Origin of the sequence: Microbacterium sp. (assembly GCF_047602155.1) — a bacterium.
Classification (GTDB): Bacteria; Actinomycetota; Actinomycetes; order Actinomycetales; family Microbacteriaceae; genus Microbacterium.
Map to the genome: position 1 here is coordinate 2518946 of NZ_JASGHZ010000001.1, position 16279 is coordinate 2535224.

The 16279-nt window shown below is 72.5% G+C and carries 16 protein-coding genes and 1 pseudogene; 1 reads left to right on the forward strand and 16 read right to left on the reverse strand.

Translation table 11 applies throughout. The features are described 5' to 3' along the window. Positions 1–5: 5 nt before the first annotated feature. The 11 genes and pseudogenes from trpA to rpe form a co-directional block, all read right to left on the reverse strand. The gene (gene trpA / locus QM720_RS11375; protein ID WP_415126595.1) at positions 6–782 is read right to left on the reverse strand and encodes a tryptophan synthase subunit alpha; all 777 of its coding nucleotides are present in this window, start codon (positions 780–782) and stop codon (positions 6–8) included. Beyond that, positions 779–1996: a tryptophan synthase subunit beta gene (trpB, locus tag QM720_RS11380; protein WP_415126597.1), complete on the reverse strand. Its 1218-nt coding sequence runs from the start codon at positions 1994–1996 to the stop codon at positions 779–781. The genes trpA and trpB overlap by 4 nt, the downstream gene beginning before the upstream one ends. Beyond that, a complete protein-coding gene (gene trpC / locus QM720_RS11385; RefSeq protein WP_415126599.1) occupies positions 1993–2769 on the reverse strand; it encodes an indole-3-glycerol phosphate synthase TrpC in 777 nt (258 codons plus the stop codon). The genes trpB and trpC overlap by 4 nt, the downstream gene beginning before the upstream one ends. 1 nt (position 2770) lies before the next feature. Continuing rightward, positions 2771–3001 (reverse strand): DUF6704 family protein, encoded by a 231-nt coding sequence (locus QM720_RS11390; RefSeq protein WP_415126601.1) that lies wholly within the window; start codon positions 2999–3001, stop codon positions 2771–2773. A 31-nt stretch (positions 3002–3032) separates the two neighbouring features. After that, complete coding sequence (locus tag QM720_RS11395) at positions 3033–4256, reverse strand: hypothetical protein (protein WP_415126603.1); 1224 nt, start codon at positions 4254–4256, stop codon at positions 3033–3035. Positions 4257–4264: 8 nt separating this feature from the next. Then, positions 4265–4909 (reverse strand): Trp biosynthesis-associated membrane protein, encoded by a 645-nt coding sequence (locus tag QM720_RS11400; protein ID WP_415126605.1) that lies wholly within the window; start codon positions 4907–4909, stop codon positions 4265–4267. Then, positions 4906–5286, reverse strand: coding sequence for a phosphoribosyl-AMP cyclohydrolase (hisI, locus tag QM720_RS11405; protein ID WP_415126607.1), 381 nt, complete (start codon positions 5284–5286; stop codon positions 4906–4908). Before hisI ends, QM720_RS11400 begins: the two co-directional genes overlap by 4 nt. After that, on the reverse strand, positions 5283–6047 hold the full coding sequence (hisF, locus tag QM720_RS11410) for an imidazole glycerol phosphate synthase subunit HisF (protein WP_415126609.1): 765 nt from the start codon (positions 6045–6047) through the stop codon (positions 5283–5285). Before hisF ends, hisI begins: the two co-directional genes overlap by 4 nt. A 1-nt stretch (position 6048) precedes the next feature. Further along, positions 6049–6892 (reverse strand): annotated as a pseudogene (hisG, locus tag QM720_RS11415) (ATP phosphoribosyltransferase). A 43-nt stretch (positions 6893–6935) separates the two neighbouring features. Then, positions 6936–7199, reverse strand: a complete 264-nt coding sequence (locus tag QM720_RS11420; RefSeq protein ID WP_415126611.1) for a phosphoribosyl-ATP diphosphatase — start codon at positions 7197–7199, stop codon at positions 6936–6938. Between the two features lie 283 nt (positions 7200–7482). Then, positions 7483–8151, reverse strand: coding sequence for a ribulose-phosphate 3-epimerase (gene rpe, locus QM720_RS11425; RefSeq protein ID WP_415126613.1), 669 nt, complete (start codon positions 8149–8151; stop codon positions 7483–7485). A 123-nt stretch (positions 8152–8274) separates the two neighbouring features. On the opposite strand from rpe, the gene QM720_RS11430 reads away from it, so the two are divergent. After that, complete coding sequence (locus tag QM720_RS11430; protein WP_415126615.1) at positions 8275–9801, forward strand: hypothetical protein; 1527 nt, start codon at positions 8275–8277, stop codon at positions 9799–9801. Between the two features lie 517 nt (positions 9802–10318). On the opposite strand, the gene QM720_RS11435 is transcribed toward QM720_RS11430, so the two are convergent. The 5 genes from QM720_RS11435 to rpoZ all read right to left on the reverse strand — a co-directional run bounded on the left by QM720_RS11435 (position 10319) and on the right by rpoZ (position 16225). After that, the gene (locus QM720_RS11435) at positions 10319–11710 is read right to left on the reverse strand and encodes an RsmB/NOP family class I SAM-dependent RNA methyltransferase (RefSeq protein ID WP_415126617.1); all 1392 of its coding nucleotides are present in this window, start codon (positions 11708–11710) and stop codon (positions 10319–10321) included. Further along, positions 11707–12651: a methionyl-tRNA formyltransferase gene (gene fmt, locus QM720_RS11440; RefSeq protein WP_415126619.1), complete on the reverse strand. Its 945-nt coding sequence runs from the start codon at positions 12649–12651 to the stop codon at positions 11707–11709. The genes QM720_RS11435 and fmt overlap by 4 nt, the downstream gene beginning before the upstream one ends. A gap of 25 nt (positions 12652–12676) precedes the next feature. Further along, on the reverse strand, positions 12677–14659 hold the full coding sequence (locus QM720_RS11445; protein WP_415126621.1) for a primosomal protein N': 1983 nt from the start codon (positions 14657–14659) through the stop codon (positions 12677–12679). A gap of 7 nt (positions 14660–14666) precedes the next feature. Then, a complete protein-coding gene (gene metK, locus QM720_RS11450; protein ID WP_415126623.1) occupies positions 14667–15860 on the reverse strand; it encodes a methionine adenosyltransferase in 1194 nt (397 codons plus the stop codon). A 107-nt stretch (positions 15861–15967) separates the two neighbouring features. Beyond that, on the reverse strand, positions 15968–16225 hold the full coding sequence (gene rpoZ, locus QM720_RS11455) for a DNA-directed RNA polymerase subunit omega (protein WP_415126625.1): 258 nt from the start codon (positions 16223–16225) through the stop codon (positions 15968–15970). Positions 16226–16279: the final 54 nt, after the last annotated feature.

Here is a 16279-nt window from a genome sequence, read left to right on the forward strand (position 1 = left end):
GCAGTCTACTTGCCGGACACGAGGGCGCGTGCTTCGGCGGCGAGGCCCGCGACCCCGCCGTCGCGCAGGGCGCGCACGAGCGCCGTGCCCACGATCGCGCCGTCGGCGTACTCCAGCACTCCCGCCACCTGCTCCGGCGTCGAGATGCCGATGCCGACGCACGCGTGCGGGACTCCGTGCTCGCGCAGGCGGGCGACGAGAGTGCGGGCGGCGGCATCCAGTTCGGTGCGCTCACCCGTGATGCCCATCGTCGACACCGTGTACACGAATCCGGTGGACGCGCGGACGATCATCGCGAGGCGCTCGTCGGTCGAGGTGGGCGCGGCGAGGAAGACGCGGTCCAGGCCCGTGCGGCGCGAGGCGGCGATCCAGTCGGCGGCGGCATCCGGGGTGATGTCGGGCGTGATCAGGCCCGCTCCCCCGGCGGCCAGGAGGTCGTCGGCGTAGCGGTCGACCCCGTACTGGAACACGGGGTTCCAGTACGTCATGACGAGGATCGGCACGTCGGTGCGGGCGCTGATCTCGCGGATCGCGGTGAACGTGTCGCGCACGCGGAAGCCGGCGGCCAGGGCCGCCTGGGTCGCCTCCTGGATGACGGTGCCGTCCATCACCGGGTCGGAGTAGGGCGGGCCGAGCTCGAGGATGTCGGCGCCGGCGTCTGCCAGGGCCACGGCGGCGTCGATGCTCGTCTGCAGGTCGGGGTAGCCCAGCGGCAGGTAGCCGACGAAGGCGCCGCGTCCGGCGGCCTGGGCGGCGTCGATGGCGGCGGCGACACGGCTCATGCGAGGGCTCCTTCGTCATACAGCCCGAACCACTGCGCGGCGGTGTCCATGTCCTTGTCGCCGCGGCCCGACAAGCTCACGGCGATGATCGCGTCGGGGCCGAGTTCGCGGCCGAGGCGCAGCGCGCCGGCGAGGGCGTGCGCCGACTCGATCGCGGGGATGATGCCCTCGGTGCGGCTCAGCAGTCGCAGGGCGTCCATCGCCTCGGTGTCGGTCGCCGGGATGTAGCTCGCGCGCCCGATGTCGCTGAGCCACGCGTGCTCGGGGCCGACGCCGGGGTAGTCCAGACCCGCCGAGATGGAGTGCGACTCGATCGTCTGGCCGTCTTCGTCCTGCAGGACGTAGGTCTTCGCGCCGTGCAGGATGCCGGGCCGCCCGCGTTCGATGGATGCCGCGTGCTTGTCGGTGTCGACGCCGTCGCCGGCCGCCTCCACGCCGTACAGGGCGACGCCGGGGTCGTCGAGGAACGCGTCGAACATGCCGATCGCGTTCGAGCCGCCGCCGACGCATGCCACGACGGCGTCGGGCAGGCGGCCGGTCTCGGCGAGCAGCTGCGCGCGGGCCTCCTCGGAGATGATCTTCTGGAAGTCGCGCACCATCGCCGGGAACGGGTGCGGGCCGGCCGCCGTGCCGAAGATGTAGTTCGTCGTCTCCACCGTCGCGACCCAGTCGCGGTAGGCGTCGTTGATGGCGTCTTTCAGCGTGCGCGAGCCCGTCGTCACCGGCACGACCTCGGCGCCGAGCAGCCGCATCCGGGCGACGTTGAGGGCCTGGCGCTGCGTGTCGACCTCGCCCATGTACACGGTGCAGTCGAAGCCGAACAGCGCCGCCGCGGTGGCGGTGGCGACGCCGTGCTGGCCGGCGCCGGTCTCGGCGATGACGCGCGTCTTGCCGAGGCGCTGGGTGAGCAGAGCCTGCCCGATGACGTTGTTGATCTTGTGCGAGCCGGTGTGGTTGAGGTCCTCGCGCTTGAGGAAGATGCGCGCTCCCCCGGCGTGCGCGGCGAACCGCGGCACCTCGGTGAGGGCGGAGGGCCGGCCGGCGTAGGAGTGCAGCAGGCTCTCGAACTCGGCCTGGAACGCCGGGTCGACCGTGGCGGCCTCGTACACGGCCGTCAGCTCGTCGATGGCGGCGATGAGCGATTCGGGCATGTAGCGCCCGCCGAACTCGCCGAAGAAGGGTCCGTGCGCGTCACGGAGATGCGTGGTGGTCATGAGCCGGCCTCCAGGAAGGCGTGCAGGGTGTCGACCGGATCGTTCGTCACGAGCGCCTCGCCGACGAGCACGACATCGGCGCCCGCGGCGCGGTAGTGCGCGACGTCGGCGGGGGCGAGGACGGCCGATTCGGCGATCTTGACGGCATCCGCCGGGAAGTGCTCGGCGAGCGAGCCGAACAGGTCGCGGTCGAGTGCGAAGGTGGAGAGGTTGCGGGCGTTGACCCCGATGAGCTTCGCGCCGAGGTCGGCGGCGCGGTCGAGCTCGTCGCGGGAGTGCGTTTCGACGAGCGGGGTCATGCCGAGCTGCACGACGAGCTCGTGCAGCTGCCGCAGCAGCGGCTGTTCGAGGGCGGCGACGATGAGCAGCACGAGGTCGGCGCCGGATGCGCGGGCTTCGAGCACCTGGTACGGGGTTGCGATGAAGTCTTTGCGCAGCACCGGGAGCGTCACGCGCGCCTTGACCGCTTCGAGGTCGGCGAGGCTGCCCTTGAAACGGCGGCCCTCGGTGAGCACGGAGATGGCGGAGGCGCCGCCCTGCTCGTAGCGGGCGGCCTGGAGCGCCGGGTCGGGGATGGCGGCGAGGTCGCCGCGCGAGGGGCTCGCACGCTTGACCTCGGCGATGATCTTGACGCGCTCGGCGGGAGCGAGTGCGGCCAGGGCGTCGCGGGCGGGAGGCTGGGCGAGGGCGAGCCGCTCCACGACCTCGAGCGGCCGGTCGGCGCTGCGCGCCTCGGCATCGTCCACCGCGCCGGCCGTCAGGTCGGCGAGCATGTCAGTGCTGCTTCGGGGTGTACTTCGGGCCGTTGACGCCGTAGCCGGCCTTGGACAGCGCCCAGCCCGCGATGAGGCCGACCACCAGCAGGGCGACGCACGCCCACACCGCGATCGGCACGTCGATGACGTAGAACAGGGTTCCTGCCGCGATGGCGACGAGCATGATGATGATGGCCGTCCAGGCCGCCGGCGAGTGTCCGTGGCCGGGGTCTTCGATGCTGTCGCTCATGATGCTCCTTCGGGGGCGCTGCGGTTCGAGGTCAGTCTAGAGGATGTGCGCCCTCCAGCCGGGCATCGCCGGACACGTCGCGATCGGAGGGGACTGCCGACGGGTACCGGCGCTGCGCGCGCCGCCTGCGAGATGCGCGCCGCGCCAGGAAGACCAGCAGGCCCACGAGCGAGCCCGCGATGATCGCACTCGGGACGCCGAAAAGGACGTACAGGAGGACGAGGTGCCGGAAGACCTGGCCCATCCACTCGGCCCTGATCAGCCAGCTCTCCGTCCGATGACCGAACGCCTGCGGCAGGAAGCGCCCGAGGCCGTACACCGCGAGCATCGTCCAGACCATCACGAGTGCAGCGAGTGCACCACCCGTGAGGTGCCGCACCAGCGACGGGCCGGTCGAGGTCACCCGCGTGTCATCCGCCGGGGCGGGAGCTCGGATGCCGCGGACCAGCCAGATGACGGTACCGATGATCGCGCCGACCACGGCACCGATGGGCGCCAGCAGCATGCCGTAGATGAAGAGGACGAACGGAGGCATGTCCTCCAGGACGCTGCCGAGGGCGGCCGGTGCGTGCGTCGCCGCCCGCACGACCCCGGGAAGGAACAGGTAGTACAGGTATCCGACGAAGGGAACCGCGGCCACGACGAGGCCGACACCGGCACCCGCGCCGGCAAGACGGCGGAGGGACGAGGCCTTCGGCTCGGTGCTGTCGCTCGCCGCTCCGTCAACGCCTGATCGATCCGGGGAGGCGACAGTCGCTCGTCGGTGGAAACCGAAGGAGACGACAGCTCCCCCGACGCATCCGGCAACGATCCCGACCGGCCCCCAGACCGCGATGAAACTCACTGCGATGTCGCCGAATGCTCGGGCAAGCCGCTCGCTGTCGTCGGCCGGCGAGTAGCCGCCGCTGGCATAGGCCTGGAGGTAAGGCAGGTAGATGCCGAAGCCGTACACCGCGACACCCATGCCTGCCGCGGCAAGGCCGACGACCGCGCCGATGAGAACGCGCGTCAGGAGAGCACTCGCCGCCGCGGTTCCGCCCTGCCGCCGAGAGCGGGCGGTGAGGATGACGTGAATGACGAGGCCCGTGACGGCCCCTCCCGCTGCCGCGACCGGGATCACGAGCAGCCCCACCACCACGGCCCAGACGCCGTCGCCGAAGGCGCCGGGCAGAAGCAACCACGAGGAGAGCCCCACCGCGACGACCGCGACCGCTACGCTGATTGCCGCCCCCACGGCGGTGCGTTTGAGCACCACAGGGTTTCTCATCGCCGGTCTGCGGTGGGATCTTCGCCGTGCGACAGGTCGTCCCACGAGTCGATCGCCCGGTCGCGGGCGGCGTCGTGCGGTCGCGGCCCGGCCGCGGCGGTCGTCGCGGCAGCGACATCGGAGGGTGCGGGCGTGCGGGTGTCGGTGCGGTAGCGGCGGCCCGAGGCGCCCCAGGCGTGGGTCGTCGCGAGCGTCAGCGCGCCGCCCGCGGCGACGAGCATCCCGGCCGCGACGGTCACGAACGGCCACGCCGTCGCCTGGATCGACACGATCAGCTGCGCGAGCGCGTCACCGCCGGCGAGACCCGTGGCCTCGGTGACGGCGGAGGCGACGGCATCCAGGGGATGGCCGAACCCGATCCGCGCCGCACCCCACACCAGCGTCACGCCGATCGTCACGGCCAGCACGCCGAACACGTAGCGCAGGATCCGGCCCACCACCGTCAGCGCGAGGCCGAGCGCGAGAGCCGCGAGGCTGAGCGGCGCGAGCACGCTGAACGCGTGCGCACCCGCCACCGCCAGCGTCGTCCCGGCGCCGTCCGAGAGAGCGACGTCGAGCCAGGTCTGGGTGGACGACACGATCGAGACGGCTCCGCCGACGATGGCCGCGAGCACCGCGAGGGTGCGGCCGCGGGCGATCACGGAGCCTCCGCGGCCTCAGTCGGAGGAGCCTCTGCGGTCGCGGGTGCCAGGTCGTCGGCGTCGAAGCACGTGCGATCGCCGGTGTGGCACGCCGCACCCACCTGCTCGACCCGGATCAGCAGCGTGTCGCCGTCGCAGTCGAGCCGTGCGCCGGTGACGTACTGCGCGTGCCCGGACGTGTCGCCCTTGCGCCAGTACTCCTGGCGCGAGCGCGACCAGAACGTGACCCGTCCCTCGGTGAGGGTGCGGCGGAGAGCCTCGGCATCCATCCAGCCCAGCATGAGCACCTCGCCGGTGTCGTGCTGCTGGATGATGGCGGGGACCAGGCCGTCGGCGTTGAAGGCGACGCGGGCGATGCGGGGGTCGAGGTCGGTCACGCGCGCACCTCGATGCCGTCCGCGGCGAGGGCGCTCTTGACATCGCCGATCGTGAGCTGGCCGGAGTGGAAGACGGATGCCGCGAGCACGGCATCGGCGCCCGCGTGCACGGTGGGGGCGAAGTCCGTCGCCCGGCCGGCGCCGCCCGACGCGATCACCGGCACCGACGACAGCTCGCGCATGAGGCCGACCAGCTCCAGGTCGAAGCCGTCCTTCGTGCCGTCGGCGTCGATGGAGTTGACGAGCAGCTCCCCCGCGCCGCGGTCGATCGCCTCGCGGGCCCAGTCGAGGGCGTCGAGCGCGGTCTCGGTGCGCCCGCCGTGGGTCGTCACGACGAAGCCCGACCGGGTGCCCGGCGCGCGCTTGACGTCGAGGCTCAGCACGAGCACCTGCGACCCGAACCGGTCGGCGATCTCGCCGATCAGCTCGGGCCGGGCGATCGCGGCGGAGTTGACGCCCACCTTGTCGGCGCCGACGCCGAGCAGCCGCGCGACGTCGTCGGCGCTGCGGACTCCCCCGCCGACCGTGAGCGGGATGAAGACCTCCTCCGCCGTGCGGCGCACGACGTCGTACGTGGTGGCGCGGTCATCCACCGTCGCGGTCACGTCGAGGAACGTCAGCTCGTCGGCGCCCTGCGCGAAGTACAGCGCGGCGAGCTCGACCGGGTCGCCCATGTCGCGCAGGTTCTCGAAGTTGACGCCCTTCACGACGCGCCCCGCGGCGACGTCGAGGCACGGGATCACCCGGACGGCCAGCGACACGTCACAGCCTCGCGTTGTGGATCGCCGTCACGAGGATCGCGCGGGCGCCGATGGCGTAGAGGGCATCCATCACCTGGTTGAGGCTCTTGCGCGGGCTCATCACCCGCACGGCGACCCAGCCCGGGTCGCGCAGCGGCGAGATCGTCGGCGACTCGATGCCCGGGGCGATCGCGACCGCCTCGTCGACGAGGGATGCCGGCAGGTCGTAGTCGATCAGCACGTACTGCCGCGCCACCATGACGCCGCGCAGGCGCCGCAGCAGCGTCTCGGTGCCGTCGGCCTCGGTCGGGGCGCCGATCAGCACCGCCTCGGACTGCAGCAGCACCGGGCCGAAGATCTCCAGCCCCGCCTGCTTCAGCGTCGTGCCGGTCGAGACGACGTCGGCGACGGCGTCGGCGACGCCCAGCTGCACCGCCGACTCGACGGCGCCGTCGAGCGGCACGAGGTCGACGGCGATGCCGTGGTCGTCGAGGTAGCCGTCGACGAGGCCCGGGTAGGCCGTCGCGACGCGCACGCCCTCCAGGTCGGCCACCTCGTGGAAGCGTCCGGGCGGGCCCGCGAAGCGGAACGTCGATGCTCCGAACCCGAGAGCCTCGATCTCGCGGGCACCCGGCATCCGGGCATCCAGCAGCAGGTCGCGGCCCGTGATGCCGACATCGAGCGCGCCGGAGCCGACGTACGTCGCGATGTCCTTGGGGCGCAGGTAGAAGAACTCGACCTCGTTCACGGGGTCGATGACGTGGAGGTCCCTTCGGGTCGCGGCGGCCGGTGTATCCGGCTTCGGCGAGCATCTCGGCGGCGGTGTCGGCGAGCGACCCCTTGTTCGGCACGGCGATTCGCAGCATGTCGCGCTTTCGGTCTAGCGGTGAGCGGGTGGTGGGTGCGCGCTCAGAGATGTCGGTAGACGTCTTCGAGGGTGAGACCCTTCGCGAGCATCAGCACCTGCAGGTGGTACAGCAGCTGCGAGATCTCCTCGGCGGCCTCGTCATCGGATTGGAACTCGGCCGCCATCCAGACCTCGGCGGCCTCCTCGACGATCTTCTTGCCGATCGCGTGCACGCCCGCGTCGAGCTGCGCGACCGTGCCGGAACCCTCGGGACGTTCCGCGGCGGTGACGGTGAGCTCGGCGAACAGGGCGTCGAAGGTCTTCACCCCTCCAGGCTACCGGTCCGGCGCGGCGCCGGTCGTCGCGCGGACCGCATCCGCGGCGGTGGTGACGGGTGAAGCCAGGGGGCGGCCGGTTGATCCGGCGCGAATCGCGGGTATCCGGGGGTTTCGGCGTGGTTTGTGACGGGTGAAGGTGGGGGTCGCGGGTTGATCCGGCGCGAATCGTGGGTATCCGGGGGTTTCGGCGTGGTTTGTGACGGGTGAAGGCGCGGGCGACGGAAGAGGATGGCGGGCGACGGATGAGGATGCCGCGGCATCCGAGGCCTCGTCAGTGGCGATGGGCGGATGCCGCCCGTGCGCGCAGCGCCGCGATCGCCGCGTCAGGGTCGGCGGCGCCGAACACCGCGGAGCCGGCGACGAACGTGTCGGCCCCGGCGGCGGCGGCCCGCGCGATGGTCGACTCCGAGATTCCACCGTCGACCTGCAACCACACCTGCGACCCGCGCCGTCGCGCCTCGTCGTACAGGCGGGTGAGTTTGGGCAGCTGATCGGCCAGGAACGACTGGCCGCCGAACCCGGGCTCGACGGTCATCACGAGAATCTGGTCGAACTCGTCGAGCACGTCGAACAGCGGTTCCACCGCGGTCGTGGGCTTGACCGCGACACCGGCGCGCGAACCGATCTGCCGCAGCCGCCGCGCGAGGGCGACCGGATGCTCCGCCGCCTCGAGGTGGAACGTCACCGAGGCGGCCCCGAGTTCGGCATAGCCGGGCGCCCAACGGTCGGCATCCGTGATCATGAGGTGCACGTCCAGGGGCACGGGACTCGTCTCCTGGATGCGCTGCACCATCTGCGGCCCGAATGTCAGGTTCGGGACGAAGTGGTTGTCCATCACGTCGACGTGCACGAAATCGGCGTTCGCGATGCGCGCGAGATCCGCCTGCATGTTCACGAAGTCGGCGGCGAGGATGCTGGGGTTGATGCGGGCGTCGCTCACGGCACCACCCTATCCGGGGCGCACTGGTCGCGAGTTATCCACAGATCTGTTCTTGTCCCGTCGCGACGCCTCGCCATTTGATAGCGTCGAGGTCCGATATATCGCGCATCGAGAGTGGGGCACATGAGCACGGACGACACGGCGGGGCGGAACGCGCAGGGGAACGAACCCACCTGGGATCCGCAGACCCAGCAATGGGTCGCGGCGGGGCACCGCTGGGACGCCCAGGCGCAGCAGTGGGTGCCGCTCGAGGCGACGGCGCCGATGGTGCCCGTTGTTCCCGAGGTGGCGGCTGTTCCCGAGGCGGCCGTTGTTCCCGAGGTGGCCGTTGTTCCCGAGGTGGCGGCTGTTCCCGAGGTGGCCGTTGTTCCCGAGGCGCCCGTTGTTCCCGAAGTGCCCGTCGTTGCCGAGGTGCCTGCCGTTGCCGAGGCGCCGGCCGTTCCCGTCGTTCCGGCGATGGATGCCGCGGCCGCCGCAGCGTCGTCGTCGGAGGTGCCCGCCGCGGCGGCACCGGCCCCGTTCGCCGCGCAGCAGTATCCCCCGCAGACCTACCCCGCCCCGACGGGCGCGCAGGCCGCGGGCTGGCCCGCCGCTCCCCAGCCCGGTGCTCAGCCGCCGCTGCCCGGCCAGTCTGGCCCGGCCAAGAAGGGTCTCGGTACCGGGGCGATCATCGGCATCGCCGCCGGTGGCGTCGCGCTGATCGCGATCATCGGAGTGGTCATCGCGATGCTGGTGGCCCCGCGCGGCGGTGCCACCGCGGCGTCGTCACCCGCCGATGTCGTCACGGCGTACCTTGAGGCGGTGGCGGCATCCGATGCGAAGACAGCACTGTCGTTGCTGGCGGCGAACCCGGGCACGGGCAATCCGCTCCTCACCGACGAGGTGCTCGAGGCGTCAAACGCGCTCGCTCCCATCGACGACATCGAGGTGACCGCGACCGGGGCAGACGACGACGAGTACCTGCAAGAGTTCGACGTGAACTACACGATCGGCGGCGATCCCGTCACGGCGACCTTCCGCGCGGTCGATTATGACGGTGATCACAAGTGGGAGGTCGAGAGCGGCACGAGCGACCTGTACCTCAGCTACGGCTTCGAGGGGCTGAGTCTGACGGTCAACGGCGAGGCCGTCGACGCCGACTCGGTCACGGTGTTCCCGGGAACGTACGAACTGGCGACAGACTCGCCGTACCACACGCTCGCGGGCACCACGACGGTGACCATCAGCGATCCGAACGACTACTCGACCAACTTCGACGACGTGACCGTCGAGTTGAACGACGACGGCCTGGCGATGTTCCAGAAGTCGATCACGGATGCGGTGAACACCTGCCTGGCCTCGAAGAGCTTGGTCGCCGGCTGCGGCATCGATCTCCCTGAGACGATCAGCGACGGCACGAGAATCATCGACGGCACCGTCACCCGCACGCTCGACGCGAGCGCCCAGGCCGTGATGGCGAACCTGACGCCCGACACCCTCTACAGCGATCCGATGTGGGTCGACGGCCCGTACATCGGCTCCGTCGACATCACGGCCGATTGCGAGTCGGACGGGCAGCTCTACACGGGCTGCACGTTCGTGTTCATGCCGACGCTCGGTTCACCGCTCGTCGACTTCACGACCGACCCGCCGACGGTGCGCTGGGACTGATCCGCGCCAGCACGTCGCCGTCGGCGCGTCGGCGCGTTCGGTCGCGGCGTGCCGTCGCGTTTGGTCGCGGCGTGCCGTCACGTTCGGTCGCGGCGTATTGCGGTGTGGTGCGTGCCGACCCGCAGATTGCCGCGACCGAGCGCGGGTGACACCCTGTCACGTTCGGTCGCGGCGTTTTGTGGGTGTGGTGCGGCCGACCCGCAGGTCGCCGCGGATGCTGCCACCTTTGTGTGGCGTGCGGGTGCGTACTTGGCGGCATTCGGGTTCATCCCGCCCGGTCAGCCCGGATGCTGCCAGTTCTGTGCGTCGACAGCGTCTGAAGTTGGCGGCATCCGGGCTCACGACGGCAGATGAGGCCGAAACTCGCCAGGTCCGCGAACGCGGGTTTCGGCGACCTCCGCCTTTCAGTCGCGGCGTATTGCGGGTGTGGTGCGTGCCGACGCGCAGATTGCCGCGACCGAGCGCGGGCGATGCCCCGGCGCGGTGTGCCGTCGCGTTCGGTCGCGGCCTGCGCCGATCACGCCCGGCGCAGGAGGGTGATCGACATCGCGTCGGTCTGGTGGCGGTGCGGCCACAGCTGGGCGCGGCCGGAGCCGTCGAGCGGCGCGGCGAGGTCGAGCGGCGCGGCGAGATCGAGCGGCGCGGCGGCGAGGCCGGCGATGACGGCACGGGCATCCAGCTCGGAGACCAACGGATGCCGGCGCTTCGCATCCGCCACGACCGCCGCCGTCTCGGCCAGATGCGGCGAGCACGTCACGTAGGCGACGACCCCGCCCGGCGCGAGGGCCTCGATCGCGGCGTCGAGCAGCTCGCCCTGCAGCGCCGCCAGTTCGGGGACATCCGACGGCTGCTTGCGCCACCGCGCCTCGGGGCGGCGCCGCAGGGCGCCGAGGCCCGTGCACGGGGCGTCGACGAGGATGCGGTCGTACCGCCCGCGGCCCGCGCGCGTGCGACCGTCCTCCTCGGACACCGGGACCGGCAGCGGCACTCCGGCGACGGAGTCGCGCACGAGCCCGGCGCGGGCGGGTGAGATCTCGTTGGCCTCCAGCGACGCGCCGTGGGCGAGCGCCTCGGCGGCCAGCACCGCGGTCTTGCCGCCCGGCGCGGCGCACAGATCGAGCCAGCGCTCCCCCGCGCGCACGGGCAGCGCCCGGGTCAGGGCGAGCGCGGCGAGCTGCGAGCCCTCGTCCTGCACGCGCACGCGTCCCCCGGATGCCGCGACCGCCGCACCCGGGTCGCCGCCGGCCGAACGGAACCCGATCGGCGAGAGCGGTGTCGGCTCGGCGCCCGGTGGCAGATCCTGTGGCGCAGCCAGCCCCGGCAGCGCGGCCAGCGTCACGGCCGGCGCCGCATTGTCGGCGGCCAGCAGCTCTTCCAACTCGGCTGCGCGCCCCTCGGCCGCAAGGGCCCGGCGGAACGCCCGGATCACCCACACCGGGTGCGCGAATCGCACCGCGAGCCGCTCGTCGTCCGAGCGCGCGGCGGCGGCCAGGCGCGCGTCCCACTCCTGTGCCGTGCGCTCCGACACGCGGCGCAGGACGGCGTTGGCGAAGCCCGCGGCGGGCTTGCCGACGGCCTGCCGCACCTGTCGCACCGTCTCGTTGACGGCGGCGTGCGCGGGCGTGCGCATCGATACAAGCTGGTGCACGCCGAGCCGCAGGGCGTCGAGCACCGGCGGGTCGATGTCCGCGACGGGGCGTCCGGCGGCATCCGCGATGATCGCGTCGTAGGTGCCCTCGCGGCGGAGCGTGCCATAGGTCAGTTCGGTGGCCAGTGCCGCATCGGGGCCGGTGAGCGCGGCCCGCGTCAGAGCCCGCGGCAGCAGCAGGTTGGCGTACGCGTCGTCGTCGTGCACGGCACGCAGCACGTCGTAGGCGACCCACCGCGGCGAGCGGCCGGAGGCGGTCATGCGGATGCCCCGGGCGCGTCCGCGGGCACGTCCACGCGCGGATCGTCCAGGCGCAGCCCGCGCCACCAGTCGGCGGCCGCCATCGCACCCTTGCCCGCGGGTTGCACGGTCTTCAGCAGCACGGTGCCCGTGCCGGCGCCGATGAGCACGTCGCGTCCGACGAGTGCCAGGGCGCCCGGCGCGAGGTGCAGGTCGGGTCCGCGCAGCGCCGCGAGCACCTTGAGCCGCTGCCCGCCGACCGTCACGTGCGCCCCCGGTTCGGGCGTCGTACCGCGGAACCGGTCGATCACGGTGTCGGCGTGCTGTCGCAGATCGAGGGCACCGTCGGCGATGGAGAGCTTGGGCGCCAGCGTCGGGGCACCGGTTTGCGGTGTCGCTCGCGCCGTCCCCGCCGCCAGGGCGTCGATGACCTCCAGGAGAAGCCCGGCGCCGAGCGACGACAGCGCCGTGAGCACGTCGCCCGAGGTCGCCCCGCGCGGCACGTCGTAACGCACCTCGCCGTAGACGTCCCCGGCATCCAGGGCGGGAACGAGCTGGAACACGCTCGCCCCGCTCGCCCGGTCGCCGGCGATGAGGGCGTGCTGCACGGGGGCGGCGCCGCGCCACCGCGGCAGCAGCGAGAAGTGCAGGTTGATCCAGCCGAGTCGCGGCGTCGACAGCAGCGGCTCGCGCACGAGTCCGCCGTAGGCCACGATGACGCCGAGGTCGGGCGCCAGTGCGGCGATCTCCGTCGTCGCCGCGTCATCGAGCCGGTCGGCCTTGATCACCGGCGCGCCGAGGGTCGCCGCGACGGCGGCGACCGGTGACGGCGTCAGCACGCGCTTGCGCCCGAGTGGCGCGTCGGTGCGGGTGACCACTCCGACGAGGTCGTGCCCGGATGCCGCCACCGCGCGCAGCGAAGCGACGGCCGGATCGGGGGTGCCGGCGAACACGATGCGCATGGATCTCATTTCCGGAGGTCGGACGTCACAGGTCGAGCTCGGGGACGTCGAGCCGCACCCTGAGCGTAGTACGCGGCGCCGTGCGCCCCTTCGCCGCGCGTCGCCCGCGCAGCGCCTCGGCGACGACGGCCGCGCGCAACTGCTCCGCCACGGCCTTGCCGTGCCCGTAGTCGAAGCGCACGAGGGCACGCACGAGTCCGCTGTCGTCCGCGTTGTGACCGGCGGCGAGGGGAACAGGGCCGAGGATGCCGGCCGCCCCGACCGCGGGGACGGTTTCGCGCAGTGCGGTCAGCGCGGTGCCGACCGCCGCCGCGGTGCCCTCCACGGCGGCCACCCGCACGACGGGCGGCATCGACAGCGGCGTGCGGTCGATCAGCTCGGCGCGGGCGTAGGCGGGCTGCGTCCACGTGGCGAGGGTACGTGCGACGGGGCCGGCGACGCCGACCAGATGCACCGGTGCGCCGGGGGCGGCCAGTGCCGCGGCGTTCGACCACCAGCGCAGGGACGACTCGCCGATGCGCAGCTGCTCCGCGAGGAGCATCCGGTCGCCGTCGAGCAGGATGACGGCGCGGTAGCCACCCGCCGCCTGCGGTTCGGCGCCGCGCGTGGCCACCACCAGCGCCGGGCGTGCGTCGACCGCGGTCACCGGATGGGCGCCGTCGGCGATGATGACGCGCGTGTTCGGGAACGCCCGGCCCAGTTCGTCGGCGGTGCGCTCGCTGCCGCTGGAGGCCATGCGCAGCCGGTCGGACGAGCAGTGCGCGCAGGTCCAGCGCGGCGCCGCGCGTCCGCACCAGCCGCAATCGGGGGTGGCGCCGGGACGGCTCGCGCGCAGCGGCCCGGCGCAGTGCGCGCAGCGCGCCGGCGTGCGGCACTGCGCGCACACGAGCACCGGCGAGTATCCGGGCCGTGCGACCTGCACGAGCACCGGACCGTGCGCCAGCGCATCGCGCGCCGCCGCGAACGCGCTCGATGGCACCCGCGCGCCGTGCGACTCGCCCTCGCGGGTGGCCGACAGCACCACGGCCGGGCTCTCGCGGCGTCGCGCCGGCGCGTCGCGCACCCACCCGAGCTGGACGAGCCGCTCGACGTCGGTCGTGCGCGTGTGGCCGGCGAGCACGAGCGCCGAACCCTCCAGCTCCTGCCGGATCAGCGCCGCGTCGCGGGCGTGCACGCCGGGGCTGAGCGGTTCGGCCAGCAGCGGGTCGCCGTCGTCCCACACCACGACGCAGCCGACATCGTGCGCCGGTGCGTACACGGTCGAACGGTTGCCGACGACGATGCCTGGGACGGGCGAGAGCAGTCGCAGATACGACGCATAGCGCTCGGGACCGGACCGGCGGGCGTCGTCGCGGACGACGGCCTCGGCTGGAGCCCGGCCCTCGAGCGCGGCGAGCACCTGATCCTGGTCGCGCTGGTCGGGCACGACGAGCAGCGCGCTGCGCCCGTGCGCGAGGGTGTGCAGGGCGACCGCGGCGAGCAGTTCCGCCCAGGCGCCGATCGGCCGGTCGGCCGCCGGGCGCGGCGGTGCGTCCACCGCCAGGCGCTCCCCCGCGTCGATGGACGCGGCGAGCGACGGGAACGCCGACAGGATGCCGGCCGCCCACGCCGCGGCATCCGCCGGCACGGTGGGCGGTTCGGGCGCCGCCGCCGCTAGCCATGCCTTCTCGGCGCGCACCATGCGCTTGGGGATCGCGAGCCGCAGGATGTCGCTCGCCGACCCGGCGGCGCGGTCGGCGGCGCGCCGGGCGAGCGCGTACAGCGTCGGGGTGAGGACGGGCACCGACGACACGACGGCGTCGAGCTCCGACAGCGGCCGCGCCGTGGCCTCGGCCGCGCCGAGCTCGACGAGGTAGCCCTCGACGACCCGCCCGGCCGTGCGCAGCGGCACCTTCACCCGCACGCCGGCGACGGCGTCCGCCGTGAGCGCCGCGGGGATCGCGTAGTCGAAGAGCCGGTCGAGCTGCGGCAGCGGCGAGTCGATGAGCACCCGCGCGACGGTGGTCATGGCCGCCTCAGACCCCCGCGGCGGCGCGCAGCTCCTCGACGCGGTCGGTGCGCTCCCACGTGAAGTCGGGCAGTTCGCGGCCGAAGTGACCGTACGCGGCGGTGGCCGCATAGATCGGCCGCAGCAGATCGAGCTGTTCGATGATCGCCTTCGGCCGCAGGTCGAACACGTCGCGGATCGCCGCCGTGATCGCCTCGTCGGGCACGTGTCCCGTGCCGAAGGTCTCGACGTAGAGGCCGACGGGCTTCGCCTTGCCGATCGCGTACGCGACCTGCACTTCGAGGCGGTCGGCGAGGCCGGCCGCGACGGCGTTCTTGGCGACCCAGCGCATCGCGTAGGCCGCCGAGCGGTCGACCTTCGACGGATCCTTGCCGCTGAAGGCGCCGCCGCCGTGCCGCGCGGCGCCGCCGTAGGTGTCGATGATGATCTTGCGACCGGTGAGCCCGGCATCGCCCTTCGGGCCGCCGATGACGAACGGCCCCGCGGGGTTGATGTAGTAGTCCACGTCGGGCAGCTCGAGCCCGGTGCGCTCCAGGACGGGGTCGATGACCTCGGCCTTCACCGCCGCGCGCAGCGCCTTCTGCGAGATGTCGGGGTGGTGCTGCGTCGACAGCACGACCGATTCGACGGTCTTCGGCACGGCCCCGTCATAGCCGAGCGTCACCTGCGTCTTGCCGTCGGGTCGCAGGAACGGCAGGCTGCCGTCGCGGCGCACTTCGGCGAGGCGCTCGGCGATGCGGTGCGCCGTCCAGATCGCCATCGGCATGAGCTCGGGCGTCTCGTCGGTCGCGTAGCCGAACATGATGCCCTGGTCGCCCGCCCCCTGCAGGTCGTGCGGATCCTCCGAGCCGTCTTCGCGGCGCTCGAACGCCTTGTCGACGCCGGCGGCGATGTCGGACGACTGCGCCCCGATCGAGACGCTCACGCCGCACGATCCCCCGTCGAAGCCGGTGTCGGACGACGTGTAGCCGATGCGGTTGACGACGCCCCGGACGATCGCGGGGATCTCGACGTACGCGCTCGTGGAGACCTCGCCGGCGACGTGCACGAGCCCCGTCGTCACGAGGGTCTCCACGGCGACGCGGCCGTTCGGGTCGGCCGCGAGGATCGCGTCGAGGATCGCGTCGGAGATCTGGTCGCAGATCTTGTCGGGGTGGCCCTCGGTGACGGACTCGGACGTGAACAGACGCAGCGCGGTCATTCGAAACTCCAGGTGGGTGGGGTGCTCACACAATCATGCCCGCGGGCTCCGACATCGCGGATGGCGCGGGCATGGCGACGCCACACGGCGTCATCTGTGCGGCGAAGTCACTCGGCCGCGCGCAGGCGCAGCTTGTCCTCGTGGATCTCGTGCAGGGCGATCGTCAGCGGCTTGTCCTCGACGCTCGAGTCCACGAGCGGCCCGACGTTGTCGAAGAGGTTCCCCTCGTGCAGGTCGGAGTAGTAGTCGTTGATCTGACGCGCGCGCTTGGCGGCGTAGATCACGAGCTGGTACTTCGAGTCGACCTTGTCGAGCAGCGCGTCGATGGGCGGGTCGATGATGCCCTGGTCACGGCGAGCGGTCATAGCGGACCTCCTGGATCGGATGGTGTGGGAAGACGAGGGCGCGCACCTGAGAAC

Excerpts from the sequence above, each read along its gene's own strand:
- trpA (WP_415126595.1), bottom strand. The coding sequence starts at position 782 with ATGAGCCGTGTCGCCGCCGCCATCGACGCCGCCCAGGCCGCCGGACGC.
- trpB (WP_415126597.1), bottom strand. The coding sequence starts at position 1,996 with ATGACCACCACGCATCTCCGTGACGCGCACGGACCCTTCTTCGGCGAG.
- trpC (WP_415126599.1), bottom strand. The coding sequence starts at position 2,769 with ATGCTCGCCGACCTGACGGCCGGCGCGGTGGACGATGCCGAGGCGCGC.
- QM720_RS11390 (WP_415126601.1), bottom strand. The coding sequence starts at position 3,001 with ATGAGCGACAGCATCGAAGACCCCGGCCACGGACACTCGCCGGCGGCC.
- QM720_RS11430 (WP_415126615.1), top strand. The coding sequence starts at position 8,275 with ATGAGCACGGACGACACGGCGGGGCGGAACGCGCAGGGGAACGAACCC.
- QM720_RS11435 (WP_415126617.1), bottom strand. The coding sequence starts at position 11,710 with ATGACCGCCTCCGGCCGCTCGCCGCGGTGGGTCGCCTACGACGTGCTG.
- fmt (WP_415126619.1), bottom strand. The coding sequence starts at position 12,651 with ATGCGCATCGTGTTCGCCGGCACCCCCGATCCGGCCGTCGCTTCGCTG.
- QM720_RS11445 (WP_415126621.1), bottom strand. The coding sequence starts at position 14,659 with ATGACCACCGTCGCGCGGGTGCTCATCGACTCGCCGCTGCCGCAGCTC.
- metK (WP_415126623.1), bottom strand. The coding sequence starts at position 15,860 with ATGACCGCGCTGCGTCTGTTCACGTCCGAGTCCGTCACCGAGGGCCAC.
- rpoZ (WP_415126625.1), bottom strand. The coding sequence starts at position 16,225 with ATGACCGCTCGCCGTGACCAGGGCATCATCGACCCGCCCATCGACGCG.